The sequence below is a fragment of the Microbacterium sp. NPDC087589 genome (genome assembly GCF_044743635.1).
Taxonomy (GTDB): Bacteria; Actinomycetota; Actinomycetes; order Actinomycetales; family Microbacteriaceae; genus Microbacterium.
Genome location: NZ_JBIUWV010000004.1, coordinates 159,393 through 177,306, shown reverse-complemented (window position 1 = coordinate 177,306; position 17,914 = coordinate 159,393). Strand labels below are relative to the sequence as shown.

12 protein-coding genes are annotated in these 17,914 nt (G+C 69.8%); 4 read left to right on the top strand and 8 right to left on the bottom strand.

The features are described from left to right. Genes ACIOU8_RS10995 through ACIOU8_RS10980 form a run of 4 tightly spaced genes read left to right on the top strand, consistent with a single transcriptional unit; the run spans position 1 to position 2,337 of the window. Positions 1–726 (top strand): hypothetical protein, encoded by a 726-nt coding sequence (locus ACIOU8_RS10995; RefSeq protein WP_400789174.1) that lies wholly within the window; start codon positions 1–3, stop codon positions 724–726. A gap of 3 nt (positions 727–729) precedes the next feature. After that, the gene (locus ACIOU8_RS10990; RefSeq protein ID WP_400789171.1) at positions 730–1,053 is read left to right on the top strand and encodes a hypothetical protein; all 324 of its coding nucleotides are present in this window, start codon (positions 730–732) and stop codon (positions 1,051–1,053) included. A gap of 49 nt (positions 1,054–1,102) precedes the next feature. Beyond that, complete coding sequence (locus ACIOU8_RS10985) at positions 1,103–1,816, top strand: hypothetical protein (RefSeq protein WP_400789168.1); 714 nt, start codon at positions 1,103–1,105, stop codon at positions 1,814–1,816. Positions 1,817–1,869: 53 nt separating this feature from the next. Continuing rightward, on the top strand, positions 1,870–2,337 hold the full coding sequence (locus ACIOU8_RS10980) for a hypothetical protein (RefSeq protein ID WP_400789165.1): 468 nt from the start codon (positions 1,870–1,872) through the stop codon (positions 2,335–2,337). Positions 2,338–2,415: 78 nt separating this feature from the next. Here the strand turns inward: ACIOU8_RS10980 and ACIOU8_RS10975 are convergent, their stop codons facing one another. The 8 genes from ACIOU8_RS10975 to ACIOU8_RS10940 all read right to left on the bottom strand — a co-directional run bounded on the left by ACIOU8_RS10975 (position 2,416) and on the right by ACIOU8_RS10940 (position 17,841). Further along, positions 2,416–3,090, bottom strand: a complete 675-nt coding sequence (locus ACIOU8_RS10975) for a hypothetical protein (RefSeq protein ID WP_400789162.1) — start codon at positions 3,088–3,090, stop codon at positions 2,416–2,418. Next, positions 3,087–3,917, bottom strand: a complete 831-nt coding sequence (locus ACIOU8_RS10970; RefSeq protein WP_400789160.1) for a PP2C family protein-serine/threonine phosphatase — start codon at positions 3,915–3,917, stop codon at positions 3,087–3,089. The genes ACIOU8_RS10975 and ACIOU8_RS10970 overlap by 4 nt, the downstream gene beginning before the upstream one ends. Then, entirely contained in the window at positions 3,914–5,737 is a 1,824-nt protein-coding gene (locus ACIOU8_RS10965) for a DUF5684 domain-containing protein (protein WP_400789157.1), read from the bottom strand. The genes ACIOU8_RS10970 and ACIOU8_RS10965 overlap by 4 nt, the downstream gene beginning before the upstream one ends. Next, positions 5,734–8,286 carry a transglutaminase domain-containing protein gene (locus tag ACIOU8_RS10960; protein WP_400789154.1) on the bottom strand — a complete coding sequence of 851 codons (2,553 nt, stop codon included), beginning with the start codon at positions 8,284–8,286 and terminating at the stop codon, positions 5,734–5,736. Before ACIOU8_RS10960 ends, ACIOU8_RS10965 begins: the two co-directional genes overlap by 4 nt. After that, positions 8,283–9,653 (bottom strand): DUF58 domain-containing protein, encoded by a 1,371-nt coding sequence (locus tag ACIOU8_RS10955; RefSeq protein WP_400789151.1) that lies wholly within the window; start codon positions 9,651–9,653, stop codon positions 8,283–8,285. Before ACIOU8_RS10955 ends, ACIOU8_RS10960 begins: the two co-directional genes overlap by 4 nt. After that, complete coding sequence (locus ACIOU8_RS10950) at positions 9,650–10,615, bottom strand: MoxR family ATPase (RefSeq protein ID WP_042542259.1); 966 nt, start codon at positions 10,613–10,615, stop codon at positions 9,650–9,652. The genes ACIOU8_RS10955 and ACIOU8_RS10950 overlap by 4 nt, the downstream gene beginning before the upstream one ends. A 99-nt stretch (positions 10,616–10,714) precedes the next feature. Then, positions 10,715–16,711, bottom strand: coding sequence for an Ig-like domain-containing protein (locus ACIOU8_RS10945; RefSeq protein ID WP_400789148.1), 5,997 nt, complete (start codon positions 16,709–16,711; stop codon positions 10,715–10,717). Then, positions 16,711–17,841, bottom strand: a complete 1,131-nt coding sequence (locus ACIOU8_RS10940) for a serine/threonine-protein kinase (RefSeq protein WP_400789145.1) — start codon at positions 17,839–17,841, stop codon at positions 16,711–16,713. The genes ACIOU8_RS10945 and ACIOU8_RS10940 overlap by 1 nt, the downstream gene beginning before the upstream one ends. Positions 17,842–17,914 lie beyond the last annotated feature (73 nt).

Genomic DNA, 17,914 nt, shown 5'->3' with positions numbered 1-17,914 from the left:
ATGGCCTACGACAACGAAGCGATCTACGCGCTCCACGATGAGCTCACGAAGAAGACTGCTCAGATGCGCGAGGCGCTCGAGCGGACCGGCTCGGAGACCGCCGAAGACCCGACGGGGCAGGTCTCCGTCCGAATCGACGATCCGTCGGTCGAGATCACCATCGGCAGCTTCTGGCGCGCGTCCATCCGCCCCGAAGAGCTGTCCGGCGTCATCCTGGAGACCGTGAACACGGTGCTTCTTTCTCGTCTTGAGGCATGGGGAGCGAGCTTCAGCGACGAAGCTCCCGATGTCGCAGCGCCACCCGCACCCTCGGCCGCGATCCCCGCGAACGAGATCGCCGAGCTCGTGGGTTCTGCAGACGGAGACGTCTTCCATCGCAACGTCAATCGATTCATCGAGACGTTCTCCACGCAGTTGAACTCGACCCTGTCTCAGCTCAGCGAACGCGCCAACCAGGTGCACGGCGGCGAAGACAGCGGCGGCAACGCTCAGGTCGACCTCGACAGCAGGGGCATGATCGTGGGGCTTCGGCTCGACGAGACCTGGTTGCGCACCGCCGACGGCGGGGACGTCACCGACGCGATCCGCTCCGCGCTCTCGAAGGCGCAGGCATCGGTCGCCGCGGCGACGCCCGCGCTTCCGTTCGAGGGAACTCCGCTCGCACAGTATGCCGAGGGAATGGCCGATCCGGTCGAGATGATCAGAATGCTGACAAGGGGAGGCTGAGCGATGCTGTCACCGGAAGAGATCAGAGTCGCGTCCGAAGCGCTCGGAAGCGATGCGGTGGTCTGGGACGGTGTGTCGTCGACGCTGTCGACTGCGTCGTCAGCCACCGGCTCGATGCGCTCCTCAGACGCGGCCTTCTGCTGGAAGGGCGATGAGCTCTTCGCCCAGTACACCGAGATCGTCGAGGCGGTGTCGACATATCTCTCCGACGGCGCATCTGCCGCCTCCGACGGAGCGCAGGCACTCCGCGACGTGCGTGACCTGTTCATCGCCCGAGAAGACGAGACGGTCAGCACGATCAACGGCGCTTGGGAAGTGCAGCTATGAGCAGTACACGAACGAACCCGCGGTTGACCCGCAATGACTGGAGGCGTCGATGAGCATTCCCGTGAGCGGATCAGGAGCCCCCGACTGGGGCCAGCTGGTCGAGGAGATCGAACAGCGCATCGAAGAGGCTCGGAACAACGTCAACAACCTGCTGTCGAACGTCTGGGATTGGCTGCAATGGGCGGCTGACCGTCTGCTGGAGGCCTGGAACTGGTTGATGGAGCGACTCGGCGAGTTCTGGGAAGTGATCTCAGATCCGTACGCGCGCCCCGGGTACCGCGAGGAGATCCGGGCGCTGGCGGGCACCTGGCGCTCCGACCTCGCGACCCCGCTGTCGACCGCGAAGGATCAGATCGATCCTTCGGCCCTCCGGACAGACGAGGAATGGGGCGGCAAGGGTGCTGAGCGCTACGAGCAGACCACGGCGGCGCAGCGGACCACGCTCTCGGACTTCGAGTCGGCCATCGTGAACCCTGTCACAGGCGGACTGGAGAAGCTCGCAGGCGGTCTCGACACCTTCACCACGCTGATGTGGACCACGCTGGGGACGCTGGTCGCCGGACTCATCTCCGGTATCGCCGCTCTCGCCACGCTGATCGCGGCACCCGCCGGGATCGTCGCGATGGTCGGCGCGCTGGCCGCGGCCCTGCTCCAGATCGTCAGCGCCAATGTGCAGCTCGACAACGCCATCGACTCCGCGAAGAGCCAGATCGCCGGTGTTGCCGCCAAGGCGACCGGGTGGCCCGGCTTCGCAACCAGCTGACGCATCGCATCGCATCGCATCGCATCGCATCGCATCGCATCGAGAGGAGACTCATGACGTCTTCCACGAGTTCTCCGCCTGACCGAGTCCGTCGTTCCGCGCGTCTGCGTGGCGTCATCGCGACGATCCTGGTGATAGTCAGCCTCGTCGGCGTGCTGGTGACCCTCGACCTCTGGAAGCAGACCGCGGCACCGGGCATGGTCTCGCTCCCCAGCAACCTGCTGCTCAGCGCCGGTTTCGTCGTCGCTTCGGCGCGCGCTTTCGGCATCGCCAGGAGAGGCGGGCACACCGAGAGCAGCGCGGCGGCGGATCGTCTGATCGCGCTGGTCGGGCTGGTCGTCGTGTTCGCGATGGTCTTCTCTGCGTTCACAGCCGCAGGCTCGGACGGATGGCTCGCACTCGTCGTCTACGCCGTGGCTCTCTCCGCCGCGCTCGAGACCCTGTTGATCCTCAACTGGAAGGCTCGCTCGCTCCAGGGCCCGCTGGCAGCTCAGCGCCCGGTGGGAGAGCGCCGGCTCTGAGCGCGACGCCCAGGCGCGTGCGGGTGTCGGGCGCCTGCGGGTGTCAGGCGCCTGCGGGTGTCAGGGCGGGCGCGGGTGTCAGGCGAAGACGACGAAGCCCACCGCCACCAACCCGGCGACTGAGACGACACACGCGGCTGCGAACGCGAGGAGGGTCGCCCTACTCCAGCGCAGCCCCTGCTTCGCGACGGAGGGGAGCTCCGGATCCACCGCGCGCGTGGGAGCGGCGGCGCCGATCACCACGGGAGGCGCGGAAGGACCGAGGGGCGCTGGTCGCGGTCGGTAGATCTCCGGAGCCGGAGCGTCGCTCGGCGCCTCGAACGAGAGGGGTGCAGCGCCGGGTTCGGTGACAGGGGCAGGATCGCCGGAGGCTCCGCCCCGTTCGTCGGGCCGTTCCGATCGTTTCCGTCGCACACGCCGCGGCGTGCGGGAGACGAGCACGGTCGACTCATCGGTGAGCTGCTGCTCCTGCTCTCCTTCGAGCGCATCTGGCGGCGCACCGGATCTCGACGTCTTCCGGTCGACGACGACGGTCGACTCATCGACATCGCCGAGGCCCGCGAAAGCATCGGCATCGGCATCGGCACCGGCACCGGCATCGGCATCGGCATCGGCATCGGCGGAATCGTCCGCGACGGCCGCCGTCTCCGCTTCGGCCGGCGCTGGCGGCGAAGCAGCGGCCGCCCCGTTCCGGCGCCGATCGCGACGGGTCAGCATGACGGTCTCTTCGACCTCGGACTCGTCGTCGGTCATCTCACGCGAACCGGGATCGTCGTGCCCTCGAGGCTCGAGTCGGTGAGAGAAGTGGATGCGGCCTCGCGACCGGCCGTGCTGTCATCCGGGCGCGTGCGCGCGCCCCCCGAGATCACGTCGATCACGACGACCGACACGTTGTCGCGACCACCCGCCTTGAGCGCACGGCTCACCAGAGCCGCAGCGGCCGTCTCAGGGCGCCCGTTCATGGTCAGCGTGGCTCGGATCGCTTCATCGCTCACCTCGCCGCTGAGTCCGTCAGAGCAGAGCAGCAGTCGCTCGCCGTCGACCACGGGCAGAAGCCAGCTGTCGGCAGTGCTGTCGGGCGCGCCGATCGCCCTGGTGATGACGTTGCGCTGCGAGAACGACGAGAGATCCTCGGCGCGGAGCTCACCGGCATCCACCAGCTCCTGCCCCAGCGAATGATCGATCGTCAGCTGGGTCAGCTCATTGCCGTGGTGCCGGTAGACCCGGGAGTCGCCGACGTTGAAGACGAGCCAGTGCGGTGCGCCTTCGTGATCGACGAGTGCGACACCGGTCACCGTGCTGCCCGCCCCGCGTTTGTGATCTGCGGAGATGTCGTCGACGACAGCCGAGGCTCGACTCAAGGCCTCACCGATGTCGGCGACGTCGACTGGCAGCCCGCGAAGCGGCTCGAACGCGTCGACCACCGCGGCACTCGCTCGGTCGCCGGCCTCATGCCCTCCCATGCCGTCTGCGACGAGGAAGACCGGGGACGCCACGAGCACGGAGTCTTCGTTGGCGGTGCGCGTGAGCCCGGTGTCGGTCAAGGACGCGACGCTCAGTACGACCGACGAGACGGTCACGAGTCGCGCTCCGCGATCACGTGCATCCCCACTTCGCCGAGGATGAACCGGCCGTTGCCGGTGACGCTCTCGCCCGGATCGAGCAGCGTCTCGGTGCCGTTCTCCTCGACCACGACGACGCCGTTCGTGGCGTGCAGATCGGTGAGACGCCACTCGTCATCATGCACGACGAGGCGGGCGTGCGTCTTGGACAGCGTGCGGGTGGTATCGGAGATCGCGAGCCGCTGTTCGCCCGGCTCGCCGATCGGGTTGCGTCCGATCACGACGCTCGCGCCCGACAGCGAGAACGTACGTCCGTCGTCGAGCACGAGCGAGCGGCGGATGCCGCGCCTGCGCGCGACGACGACCGTGGCATCGAGGTCGTCGACGACGTCGTCCGTCGGACGCGGGGTGACGACCGTCTTGTCGACGTCGGCCGCCAGGCCGCCCAAGGGCATCGCGAAAGGCTCTGCAGCGGGCGCAGCAGCTGGCGCGTCAGCCGCAGGTGCGGGCGGTGTCGCGGCCACGCTCACGTCTTCGGCGATCGGAACCTCGGCGGCCGTCGGCACGCCTCCGGACGCCGACGGGGCCGGACGGATCGTCGGCGTCTGCGAATGCTCAGCCGAGAGCCCTCCGTCGCGGAACGACGGCGGCGCGGGCCGGACCGCGCGCTGCGGCTCTCCGGCGGGCGCCGTGGAGGGCGAGTGCTCTGCCGGGATCTCGGACGGAGAGACTGGCATGGATGCCGGCGCGGGAGGCGCCGGCGGCTGCACCGCGAAGTCGTCAGAGACGGGTTCCGGAGGCGCCGGCGACTGCGGTGCGACCGTGGCCACGGGGTCTCCCCCCATCGCCGCCATGATCCCGGTCGTCGGGTGCGCATCGACAGGAGGCGCTGACGCAGGAGCAGGAGCAGGGGCAGGCGGCTGCGGCGCAGGTGCAGCCACAGGAGCGGGAGCAGGCGGCCGCGGTGCAGGTGGCTGCTCGTGCCCCGGGGCGGGGGGCTGCGGCGGAGCAGGCGGCTGCTGCGCGTAAGCAGGAGCTGGCGGCTGTGGCGGCGCGAACGATGCAGCGGGGGCACCGGGAGCCGGCGGCTGCCCGGCGAGGGGAATCGGCGGGGCTCCCGGAACGGGAGGCGCTCCCGCGGCAGGCGTCGCGTCGGGAACTCGCGGGGGCCCGACCGGGGGCTGCGGCTTCTGCGGCGGCGCTCCCCATGCAGAGGGGGCATGGCCGTCGGCACCGGAGGGAGCGCGGGGCGCGCTGGCACCCGCATCCGCCTGCGCCTGCGCGTTCGCACGGGTCGGCGCGGCGTAGTCGGGGAACACGAGCGCGGGGGCATCCGGCTGACTCGGGGCGTGCGGCGCGAGCGACGGAATCGTGTACCCCGACGCGTCCCTGGCCGGCGCTGCGGCGGGCTGCGCGTTGCGGCGAGGACCCGGCTGCAACGCGGCCAGTCGTTCACCCTCGGGGTACGGCGGGGCACCCCAGGCGAGGACGGTCGCCCAGACCGGGGGCAGCAGGATGGCGAGGACCGTCATGCCGGCGCCGCGACCGAACCTGCGATTGATGCGGTGGGTCGCGACGACCTTGAGGTAGATGCCGTACAGCTGCACGATCGGGATGAAGTAGAAGACCACCGACCATGCAGGCACTCCTCCTCGTGCCAGGATCTCAGCCTCGTTGAGGATGGGCACCCAGCCCTTCCAGCCCTCTCCGTCGATGCGCGGGAACAGACGCGACAGTGCGTAGGCGTACCAGACGTAGATGGCGATGCCGATGAGCGCACCGAGGCCGCCCACGATGGCGAGCATCGTCGCATAGCCGGTGTCCACGGGCGCGATCATGAGTTCCCCTTCTTCCGGTCGTCGAGCGAACCGGTCATTCCGAGCGTACCGAGAGCGGGCCGCAGCCCGAAGGAACGCCTTCCGCCCGCCGACCTCACACGGCCGACGAACGACGTCGGGCGCACCCGTATGGCGAGGCGATGCCACCACTTCCCGGCGCCCGAGAGATCTGCCCGTTCCGCATCGACGATCTCCCAGGCGGCGCTCGCATCGTCGTCCGTCGGAGGGTGCTCGGCGAAGACCGCGCGATCGACCAGCACCGCCAGGCGGTCTGCGGCCTCTCGGTCGGTCGACAGGGCTCGCTGGCTTCGGGTGCCCTCGGCATCCATCGACACGTCGTGATCGGCGTACACGTCGACCAGCTCCTCCCAGGCCCCGGCCAGACGCACCTCAGGGTCTTCGGCCGTGCGGCGGGTTCTGGCGCGCTGTCTCTTGGCGAACAGCAGCACCACGAACGGCAGAGCGAGCAGCGCAAGGCCGAGCAGGCCGAGCCCCACCGCTCTGAGGATCGGCAGCAGGAAAGCGAGGACCTCTGACTGCGGCGCCTCGAGCGGGGGCGCGTCGTTGTTCGAGTCGCTCTGCGCCTGGGGCGGGTCGAGCGCCTCTGACCGCGGCTGCTCGGGCACCGTCGGATGCTCGGGCAGCTGCTCGCCCTCGGTGATGGAGCTCGGCAGCATCGCATACTGCGGCGTGGTGTCGACCGGCATCCACTCGCCGCCGGAACCCCTGACCTCGACCCACGCGCTCATGTTCGCGCCGGTGCAGGTCTCGCTGCAGGCCGGAATGCCCGGAACCTCCTCTGCCGCCGCGAGCCGTGCGCCGATCACGATTCGGGACTCGAGTCCCCAGTGCTCGGCGAGCAGCGCAGCAGCGACGGAGAACTGCTCGTCGTCTCCGACCGCGGAGACGAGCAGCTCGGGTGCGGCATCAGACCCGGCCCGTCGCTCCTGCTCGACCATGTCGGTGAACAGCTCCTCGATGCGAGCGGCGGAGTGCCCCGCGTAGCTCGGCGCGAACGCGTACCCTTCGGACTCCGTGAGCGACGCGATCCACCCCGCTGCCGCGTCGTCGTCGATCAGCGCGTGGCTGAGGTAGCCGCGCGAACGCAGGCGATCGATGATCTCGAGGTATCCGGCCCCCGTGCGGGGCTGCTCCTGCATCTCGGCCCACTCGGTGAGCGCCGGGTACAGATCGGTGTCGAGATTCGAGGCGCCGCCCTGGAGCGCGGCGACCTCGCCGGGGGCACCGGGGGCGTCGACGAGGAGCGTGTAGCGGTCGCCGGGGACGAGCCCCTCCCCGCCGCCGGGCGCCTCTGCCACGGTGATCGCGGTGTCGCCGCCGGAGTTGACATGGAACCCGTCGGCGAGCGCCTCGGCGCGCGAGCCGGAGAAGTCGGGCGCCTCGGCGAGGCCCTCAGGAGACGGCACCCAGATGCCGCGGTACGCATCGCCGATCGTGATCCCGAGCGATAGACGACCGGCACCCGGCATCGCGGTGCGGGGCAGCCTGCTGAACCTGTCATCGGGCGCGATGTGGAAGTCTTCGCCGTCGTACGAGTCGAGGGTGACGAGTCGCAGGCGCTCGAGCGCACCGGGGTCGCCCTCCATCTGCACCACGGTGTCATCGAGAGTGCCGCCGGCGAACCACGAGCGGTAGGAGCTGAGCGGGCTCGCCTGCTGCTGCACGACGACCATGGGCTCGACCTCGTCGCGCAGCACCGAGCGGTCGCTCCACCCGGCCGCCGCGGGTGCGACCGCGAATCCGGCGACCAGGGCGAGCACGGCGAGCCCTGCCGACAGCAGATGACGACGGATGGTCAGCCACACCGGTGTCGCCCGACGCGAGATGTTCGCGGCGGCGACGGTACGCAGCGCCTGCGCACGCTGCAGCCGCGAGCGACCGACCAGCCAGACGAGTGCGGTCACGAAGAGCGCGACACCGATCAGCCATTCCCGAGGCGCCGGAAGCGCCACACCCAGCACCGACACAGGAGTCGTCGTGCCGCTCACTCCGAAAGCGATGCCGAAGACGCTCATCGCGGTCACGACGGGAACCGCGATCGTGGCTCGACGGCCACCCTCGAGCACGAGGAGGGTCGCTGTGAACGTGCCGAACAGCATCACGACGAGGAACGGGATCAGCACCGCCTGGTACTCGCCGAGCGGCGGGTTCAGCGTCAGCATCTGCTTCCACCCGAGCACGACCCCCAGCACCGCGTCGCGGAGTCCGCCGAGGAACGCAGGGAGCGACGAGAGCGCCGAAGGGATCGCGAGCGGAACCGAGACGACAAGATAGGTGCCGGCCGCCGCGAGAGATCCGATCAGCATGCCCCAACGGAGCACCCGCGTCAGCACGGCGACGGTCATGCCGAGCAGTCCGCCGATCAGACCGACCGCCAGAGCGCGCGGGGATTCGTAGACCGGCCACGCGGCCGCCGTAGCGAGGCCGACGCCGACCAGCACGTATCCGAGCGCCCAGAGCGTCAGCGCCGAGAGCGCGAACGAGCGTCGCGACCGCGCGACTCCGCGCCTGGGACCCGGGGCGCTCATCGCAGCGCTCCACGGGCGAGCATCTGCGGAAGATCGCCCAATGCGCCCAGCGTCATCACGGCGAGCTCGCGTGCCGTGCGCATCGTGGGCTGCTCGCCCAGCTCGCTGCGCACGGCGACCGCTTCGACCGCCGCCGGCAGCTTGACCGCGGCATGGCGCAGCCGCTCGAGCGGCATCCGAGAGCCGGTCAGCAGGAATCCGATCGACAGGTCGGGGTAGGACTGCGCGGTGAGCGCCGCGACGGCCTCGAGGCGCATCACTCGGTCGGCCGGATCGATGGTCGATGTCGCGTCGAGCAGCGCCTTGGGCGTCACGGTGGGAAGTGTGCGGATCGACAGCACCTCGGCACGGCTGTGCTCGGGGATCTCGTTGCTCACCGAGAAGAGCACCTCGCGGCCGTCACGCACCCCCTGCAGGGCGAGGGATGCGGCGGCGCTGACCGTGTTCTCGAACTCGTCGTCGCTCTCGTAGGACTCGGCGTCGAGGTCGAGGATGATCGCGATGCGGGCATGACGCGACTCCTCGTACTGGCGCACCATGAGCTTTCCGGTCTTCGCGGTCGACTTCCAGTGCACGTGCCGCTGCGAGTCACCCACGACGTACTCGCGCACCGCATGGAACGACAGATCGGCATCGACCAGCGTAGAACTCGGCGTGCCCTCGAGGTCGCGGATCAGGCCCGCGCTCGTGCTGGGCAGGCGCACCGTGACCGGGTGCACATGGATGCGCTGGACGTCGGGCCACCGCAGTTCCCGCCGGAGGATGCCGATCGGGTCGCCGCGGCTGATGGTCATGGGGCCGACGTCGATGACACCGCGGCGGTGCGCGGCGATCGTGAGCTGCTCGCGGTGGTGGGCGGCGGGGCGCAGCAGCGGAACGTGTGCTTCGACGAGTCCCTCCCCCACAGGAACGTCGACGATGCCAGGCAGCGACAGACGCTCGCCGTTGTTGCGCACGTCGAGTGTCGCGCCGATCTCCGCACCGGCGACCACGCGGTCGCGGTCGAGCGTCAGTTCGATGCGGTAGTCATGGGCGCCGAGGATGAAAGGGATGCACGCGATCAGCAGCACCAGCGCGATCGCCGCCACCGCCCAGGCCTCGACCCATCCGAAGAGCAGTCCTGCGGCGATGCAGAGCACGAGCGCGACGACGACCAGCATCCCGGCCGAGGTGACCGTCTCCCGCACCCACGCGACTGCCGTGCGGGCCGCGCGACGCGTGGTGCGCGCCGCGCGGCGGACGCCGAAGACTGCGCCGCGGACGGGCCCTCGGCGCGTGCGGTCGTAGCGCGTGACCGTCGACGTGCGCGTCGACGTGCTGGTGCCCGCCGTCGTGCGCGTCAGACGGGACTCGGTGCTGAAGCTCACGCAGTGCCGTTCTCGCGCGGCGGCTCGACGTCGAGCAGGATCTGCCCCACCACGGCGACCGCAGTGACACCGTCGAACTCGGCCTCCGGTTCGAGCACCAGGCGATGCGCGAGTGCCACGACCGCGAGCTCTCGGACGTCGTCGGGGGTGGCGAACGTGCGGCCGTTCTTCGCAGCCCACGTCATCACGAGGCGGGAGAGCGCGATCGCGCCACGCACACTGGCACCGAGACGCACCTCGGAGGCGCGACGCGTCGCATCGACGATGCGCATGATGTAGTCGGAGACCAGCGGGTTCACGTACACGCCGCGAGTCATCTCGGCCATCGTGAGGATGGTGTCGGTGCCGACGATGCCGTCGAGCACGTGCTTCGGTTGCGCAGCGCCCTGAAGGATGCGCATGGTCGCCGCCTCGTCGGGGTAGCCGATCGACGTCTTGATCATGAAGCGGTCGAGCTGAGCCTCGGGCAGCCGGTAGGTGCCGCCCTGCTCGATCGGGTTCTGCGTCGCCATGACGAGGAAGGGCGAGGGAACCGGACGCGTGACGCCGTCGACCGTGACCGTGCCCTCTTCCATGACCTCCAGCAGCGCCGACTGGGTCTTCGGGCTCGCACGGTTGATCTCGTCTGCGAGCACGATGTTCGCGAAGACGGGGCCGGCGTGGAACTCGAAAGCCCCCTCCTTCTGGTCGTAGACCGTGATGCCCGTCACATCACCCGGAAGCAGGTCGGGGGTGAACTGGATGCGCGTGCTCGTGCCCGTGACGGTCTGGGCGATGGCTCGGGCGAGGGCCGTCTTGCCGGTGCCGGGGAAGTCCTCGAGCAGCACATGACCCCCGCTGACGGCCGCGGCGAGCGCCAGCTCGATCACGTGCCGCTTGCCGAGGATGGCCTGCTCGACGTTGGCGGCGAGGATCGAGAACGTCTCCGCGAACCAGGAGGCCTGTTCGGGAGCGATGGTCACGGGAGCAGCGGAGGGAGCAGGCATGGGGAAACCGTATTCGTCTCGGGCACCTGCGCGGTGCATGGCGGTGGGGCGTAGGGAGTCGTCATCTGAGCACGCTCACCCCTCGGGTTCGGTCGGTTCGAGGTCGGGCGGGTCGACAGTATCCGGCGGGTCGACAGGATCCGGCTCGGGCTGCGTGCACAGGGGTGCGCGATGCGAGATCTGATCGAGTGACTCGAAGGCGCCGGTCCACGTGATCCTGGCGTCGATGACGGCGACACCGCCGACGACCCTGGGGGTGAGCGTGCTCGAGTACGAGCCGGCAGCGGCGGCGCTGACCGAGAACAGGTCGTTCGTGTTCGTCGGCACACAATCGCGGAAGTACACGGAGACCGTCGTGGGCGCCGTCCGGGGCCTGATCTCGACCGTGTCAGAGCAGAACTTCTGCAGCACCGCGTGACAGGAGCGCGCGCTGACCGGCAGCGGCGACGCATCGGCGCTCAGCTCGAAGCCCGCCTGCCACGATCCGTACATGTAGTACTGCGGGGCGAAGCCGTCTCTCGCGCTGATCTGGGGAGCCGATTCCAGGCCGTACACATAGCGATTGCCCTCGACCGACGGCCGCCTCGCCACCGTGTAGCTCGCGTCGCCCTTCGGGCCTTCGACGGAGGTGAACGTGAACACCTGCGTCGTGGCCGACTCCGCCACGCCGAAGCCGTTCGAGGCACACGCCTTCACGTTGTACGTCGAGTACTCGGCGAGCCTGGTGAGGGTGGGGGAAGAAGACTGCGCCTCCGCGCCCGAGACTCGCAGCCGCCCGTTGCCGTCGGCGGTGCAGCTCGCATCGCCCGACTGCCACGCGAGATAGACGACGTCGACTCCGAGGGCGCTGCCGTTGGGCTGCGCGGCGACACCCGAGACGTCGATCGAGGTGTTCGACGTCGCTTTCGCCTGAGTGCCTGCGGGGTCGAAGTACACGGTTCCCGCGGCCGTGACCGACGTGCGGAAGGCCCCGCCCTCATTGCCGCCGTCACCCGTCGGCGGCTGGAACTGGCTGATCGGGACGATCGTGACGTTCTGCGGGCCCGGGGACAGCGAGATCTCGGCCGACGTCGTCGCACCGGTGCGGTTGATGACCTGGCCCGTCTCCTCGACGCGGAAGGCGAGCGAGTCGTCCGACGCGGCGATCGCGAGTTCGACGATGCCGCGTCCGCGTTCGGTGCCATCCGGGCGATAGACGGGCGTGGCAGTCGCGTTCGACACCTCGGGGGCGGCGTACGCCCAGCTGGTGTGCGGTGACGTGGCCGCCGAGGTTCCGACCGCGTTGACGGCCGCTGCGGTGAAGACGTGCGGCGCCCCGTTGACGAGCCCGTTCACCGTGCAGCGGTAGACGCCTCCCGCCGGACTGCACGACGCGTTCGCCGGAGATCCGTCCTGCAGGATCGTCACGCCGGTGACGCCGGGATGCGCGCGCCCCGCCTCGCCGAGCGGCACGTCGAGCACCACGGTCGAGCGGGCGAATCCCGCGGTCGTGACGCTGGCGGGCGCCTGCGGGAAGCCCTGCAGGTCGAGAGTGAGAGTCCCTGTGCCGGTGCGCCCCTGCGCATCCGACACGATGAACGGGATGATGCACTGACCGCCGGGGGCCTGGCCTCCACCGGGCCACGTCGCGGAGATCGACGTGCTCCCAGAGGTCGAGACCGAGGCGACGTCGCACCGCGAACCCCCGCCGAGCGACATCAGTCGGAGGCCGGATCCGGGCTTGCCCGCGAACGGGTCGTACTCCCCCGCGACGTCGACCACATCGATCGTGCAGCTGGGGTTCGTGACGATGCACTGCGTGGTGAAGGTCGCGCCCCGCGGCGCATCGGGCGGCGCCGCGCCGACGACCAGGCGGACGGATGCCGAAGGCTCACCGTACTGCGGCACCGTGACGCTCACGTTCTCGGTGTTGCCGGGTCTGGCATCCGCTCGCGCTTCGATGGTGAGCTGAGAGCCGCTGCGCGTGACGATGAAGGCCGACCCCGAATACACGATCCGGTACTCGAGCGATCCGATGTCACCCTCGCGGGCCCCCTCCCAGGCGGCCATGTTCGAGTACATGTCGACCGTCTCGCTGGTTCCGGGAGCGATCGTGTGCGAGATCGACGACAGCAGCAGCTGAGGCTCCGCAGGACGGATGCTGATCGGCACGTCGATGAACGACCACCGTTCCTGGCCCTGCAGCCGCACCTGGACGAGGCAGGTGTCCGACCATGGCGCTTCGCGGCCGGCGCGGTAGGTCACGCTGCCCGAGCCCTCGGCGGAGCACGTCGCGGCCGCGCGCTGCGCGCTGAATTGCCCGGACCCCACCTCGACGGCATCCGAGGCGATCAGGTCGACGTAGTCGGCCGCGTCGAACGAGACCGACGCGTCTTCGTCGACCACGATGGGGGTGGTGCCGGGCTTCAACTGCACCTGCATGTCGTCGAAGGCGGGGATGCGCAGGAACCCGTAGGCGACCACGTCTCTGCCACCGGACCCCTCGCCCTCGAGCTGGAACGGCACCAGTGCACCGTCTTCCGGTGCAGCGCCGACGATGCGGTCTCCCTGCACCGTGAATCCGGGCTGGTCGCCCCACAGACTCAGCGTGAGCGAGGAGACATCGCCCGACGGCCAACTCACACGGTCGGTCACGACGTCGATGCCGCGCTCCGGGAGGTCCTCCCGGTCGCGCGCGGTGAGCACGGTGTCGGCGACGCTCGGCTGGTCGGCGACGGCGCCGTCGGTCACGGTGACGACGATGAGCCCCTGCGACGTGCTCGACGTGCGTGTGGACTTGACCGTGTAGAAGTACGAGTTCGTGCCGGCGGTGTCTCCCGCCCGGAGCACGACGCGGCCGTCTTCGAGAGAGGTGTCCGAGTCGATCAGCGCGTTCAGGCGGTCGTACAGCGGGTTGCCCTTGACCGGAGGCGCATTGGGCACGAGTTCGGTGATCTCGAGATCGCTCTGCGCCGGGTCGAGGTCGTTCAGACGCGGATCCAGGACGATCGGGGTGGTCGAACCTGCCTCGACCCGCACGTAGTCGCTGAAGGTCACGGGAGCCGCGTCGTCGATGTCGGCGTCGAGCACGCCGACGCGGACCACGCCTGTCCCCTGCTCGCCCTGAGGGTCGCGCACCGTGTAGCGGAAGGTCACCTGACCGCCGTCGACGCCGGCGGCGGGCGCCCGGTAGACGATCGCATCGCCGTCGGCCGAGATCGTCGCCGTGCCGGCGCCCTTCTGAGGCTGATCGATGCCGGCGAGCACCACGCGGTCGCCGTCGCTGTCCATGCCGGTCACCGGCACGGGCAGCGACACCGTCTGACCGCTGAGGACCCGGCCCGTCAGCGTCGACGGCGTCGGCGCGCGGTTCGTCCCCGGGGGAACGACCGTGACCGTCACGACGCCGTTGTCGGAGAGGGCCGGATTGCGCTCGAGCGACACGGAGTAGGTGAGGCGGTAGGTGCCCGGTGTCGTGGGGGCGAGGTACCGCAGCGCGTTGCGATCGGCGAAGACGAGTTCGCCCGACTCACCTGAGCCGGTCACCTCGGGGAGCACGACCAGCGGTTCGCCACGCGGGGCCACGTCGTTCGCCGCGACGTTGATGCGCGTGAGCGAACCGGCACGGACAGTGATCGCATCGGGGAACACGATCGGGCGGGTGACGGTCGACGGCGGAGTGAGGAAGACCGTGACCGTGCCCTGCACCGCGGCTCCGGTCCCATCGGCGACGGTCACGGTGGCCTTGCCGATGACCCCGGGCTCGCCATCCTCCGTCGTGCCGTTCACGCGGATGCTCTCGTTGCCGACCACGCGCACGCCGAGCTGCGGCGTGGAGCTCACGGCATCCGCCAGCATCAGCACGCGCCCGCTGGTGTTCTGCACGGCACGGAGCACGTCGACCGTCGTGTCCTCGCCCTCGCGCACGAACGCGGTGAGAGGCGCCATCGCGAGTCCTGCGGATCCGTCGACCGCCGTGATGCGGATGACCGCCGACTGCTCGGCCTGGGTCGAGACGTCCTGGGCCGTGTAGGTCACGACATACTGACCCGGTTCGGTCACCGTCATCTCGACGGTGCCCGCGGCCGCGTTCGGGTTGACTTCGAGCCCCTGCGCGGTCGCGGCGGTCTGCACGGCGTCGACCAGACGGTACGAGCCGGATCCTCCGGACAGGTGGTCGGAGACGCGGACGGATTGCAGCTCTCCGACACGGGCTGTCAGCGCCACGGGCGAGGCGACCAGGGCCGGGCTGCCGGTGACCTGGACATCGAGTGTCTTCTCGGCGGTCGCGCCGTGCACGTCCTCGATGACGACGGTGACCGAGATCACCGCATCGGCGGCGTTGGGGTCGGTGTGACGGATGGCCACCCGTCCGTCTGCCATCGGCACGACCATGACGGGCGACGAGGAGTCGGTCTCGTAGGCATCGCTCAGCACGAACGGGTCGCCCTCGGGGTCGACCCAGCCCGACAACGCCGAGACGACGGTGCTGCCACCGGGAAGAAGCTGCGGTGTCGGCCACTCCTGCTGGCAGGCGTCGACCCCGCACCACACGGGCGCGGAGTTCGCCTGCTCGTCGACGACGGTCAGCGTCACGGTCGCCGGGGAAGACACTGCGGCGCCGTCGGTGACCGCATAGGTGAAGCTGGCCTGGCCCGAACCCGCCTTGACGTTGACGACGAGCGACTGCCCGTTGGCGACGAGAGTCAGATCGCCGAACGCGGGGTCGCCGAGTCCGCCCGAGACCGAGTCGGGGTCGATCGACAGCACGTCCTTCTTGTTCGGATCGTGGTCGTTGAGCAGCACCGGCAGAATCACCTGTTCGCCCGCGCGAACGCCGAATCCGTCGTCGACGGCGACGGGCGGCATCTGCTCGGCCACGTCCTCGACGATGATCGTGCCCTCCTGCTGCTCGGTGTCGTCTTCGATCGCCCACTGCTCGAGAGGGATGAGCACGCCGTCGGGGGCCGTCCAGATGAGCCCGGTGCCGATCTCGCTCAGCACCGCCCGGTCGCCGTTCTCCTGGAAGACCGGGTCGATCGTCGAGGAGTCGAGGGCCTCGTCCGGAACGCGCAGCGGAACCGTCTCGCCATCCGCCCACAGGGTTCCCGCACCGGTGTCGAGCCAGGCCGCATAGATCTCGCCCGCGACGACGACCGGTGTGGCGGGTACGCCCGACGCCTCCGCGACACGCTCGGACTCGCCAGAGGCGAGGTCGACCGACACGAGGCCGTCGGAGTCGGCGATCGACACGGCTTCGCCGGAGTCGGCGCCCTCCTGCAGGCGCGCGTCTTCGACGACATCGAGCTCGATCGGTTCGTCGCGCCCCTGCAGCCACAGCTCGCCGGTGCCGTTCTGGAGCATGGCCCACCGGTCTCCCACGACGGTGACGGCCAGGCCCTCTGCGGCATCCGGAGCTGCCGAGACGGACTCGGGATCGCCGAGGAACCGGTGCTCGTCGACGTCGAACCGCCGGATCGCGCCCTCGTCCGAGGAGTAGAGCACCAGCAGGCCGTCGGGCGAGAGTCCGATCGCATCCGCCGTGTACGTCGGAGGATCCTCGCCCTCCTCGACCTCGACGCCCGCGAACGGGTCGACGAGAGCGGTGGCCGCGCCGGCGTCGAGCGTGGTCACCGACACCTGACCGGTGTCCGTGCGATAGGCCACGTAGGCCCCGGCGGAGAGGATCTCGCGCGTGCCGGCCGGTGTCGGCTCCGACGCGATCGGTGTGCCCTCCTCCGACGAGTCGGAGAGCAGATCGGCCGGGCTTGCAGGGTCGACGTCCCAGCGCTGCCTGTTGCCCTGCGCGTAGATCACCGCGGCGGAGCCGTTCTGCCAGACGGCCTCCGGGTCGTCGACGTTGCGCACCGTGTCGATCTCGGCGAGCTCGGTGTTGACTCGTGCGTACTGACCGCTGTCGCGCATGACCCAGACCGACGATTCGAGCCGGGGCACCTCCTGCGACTGGTAGCCCTGCGCGGTGATGGCGAGCGTGAGCACCACTGCCAGAGCGGCGATGCCGGAGATCGCCGTGATCAGGCGCCCCCGCGATCGGGGGTTCGCCTCCGCACGGGCGCGATCGCCGATCGCCATCACAGAACTCCGGTGAGGTGGAGGGCGACGATGCCGACTGCGGCCAGCGCTGCGGCTCCGATCAGCGCGCCGATCACGCCGGCGACGAGCGGCGAGCGGGTCTTCGCACGCGCCGCGGGCAGGTCGTCGCGGTCGCGCGGCATCGCCTGCTGTCGCGCGGCACGCTCTGCACGTCGCGAGTCCGGTGCGACCGTCGTGATCACGGGGCCGCGCGCGGTGGAGTCCGAGAAGCTGACGGGAGCCGCTGCGGCCCACTCGGCGGATGCCGCCTCGAACGCGGTCGGATGCAGACCCAACTCGTACTGCGCCCAGCGGAGTCGTTCGGCGAAGTCGGCCATGCTCGCGAACCGCTTGGCGGGATCGCGGTGCATCGCGGTCGCGAAGATGTCGTCGATGATCGGAGGGATGCCGTCGACGGGCACCGCCGTGTAGCGCGCCTTGATGATCCGATCGGTGAGCTGGTCGCGGGAGTTGGAGCCGCGGTCTGCCCTCTCGAACGGGCTTCGTCCGGCGAGCAGCGTGTACAGGGTGGCGCCGAGACTCCAGACCTCGCTCGGGATCGAGCCGGAGACGCGCTCCTGCAGAACTTCAGGTGAGCTCCACGGCACCGACATCGCGATCGTCTCGCCGTCGCCCTCGTCGATCACGGCGGCTGCGATGCCGAAGTCGGCGAGCACGGGAGCCCCGAGGGAGTTGATGAGCACGTTCGAGGGCTTGATATCGCGGTGCAGCAGCCCCGCTCTGTGCACAGTCTCGAGGGCACCGGCGATGCGCACGCCGGTATCGAGCACCTCAGCGAGGGCCAAGGGCGCCTTCTTGTAGCGAGCGCTCATGGTGTCGGGACAGTACTCCATGGCGAAGTACGGGCGACCGTCGGCAGAGATGGACGCCTGATAGATCGTCACGATCGAGGGGTGAGCGCTGAGCCGTGCGGAGATGTCGGCTTCGACGTTGAAGGTGCGCAGCACCTCGCGGTTCACCGCATCCGCCAGCAGCACCTTCACAGCGGCGACGCGCCGCGGCATGTCCTGTTCATACAGGAAGACATCGGCGAACCCACCGGAGCCCAGCGGGCGCACATAGCTGTACCCCGCCAGAGTCGGCGGTGTCGATGCCATGCGCGTGGCCACCCATGCTCCTCACGGTCGGATGGGAGACCGCGCTCTGCACTCGCCCCGCGCGCGGCGCTGGGCGATCCCCCCG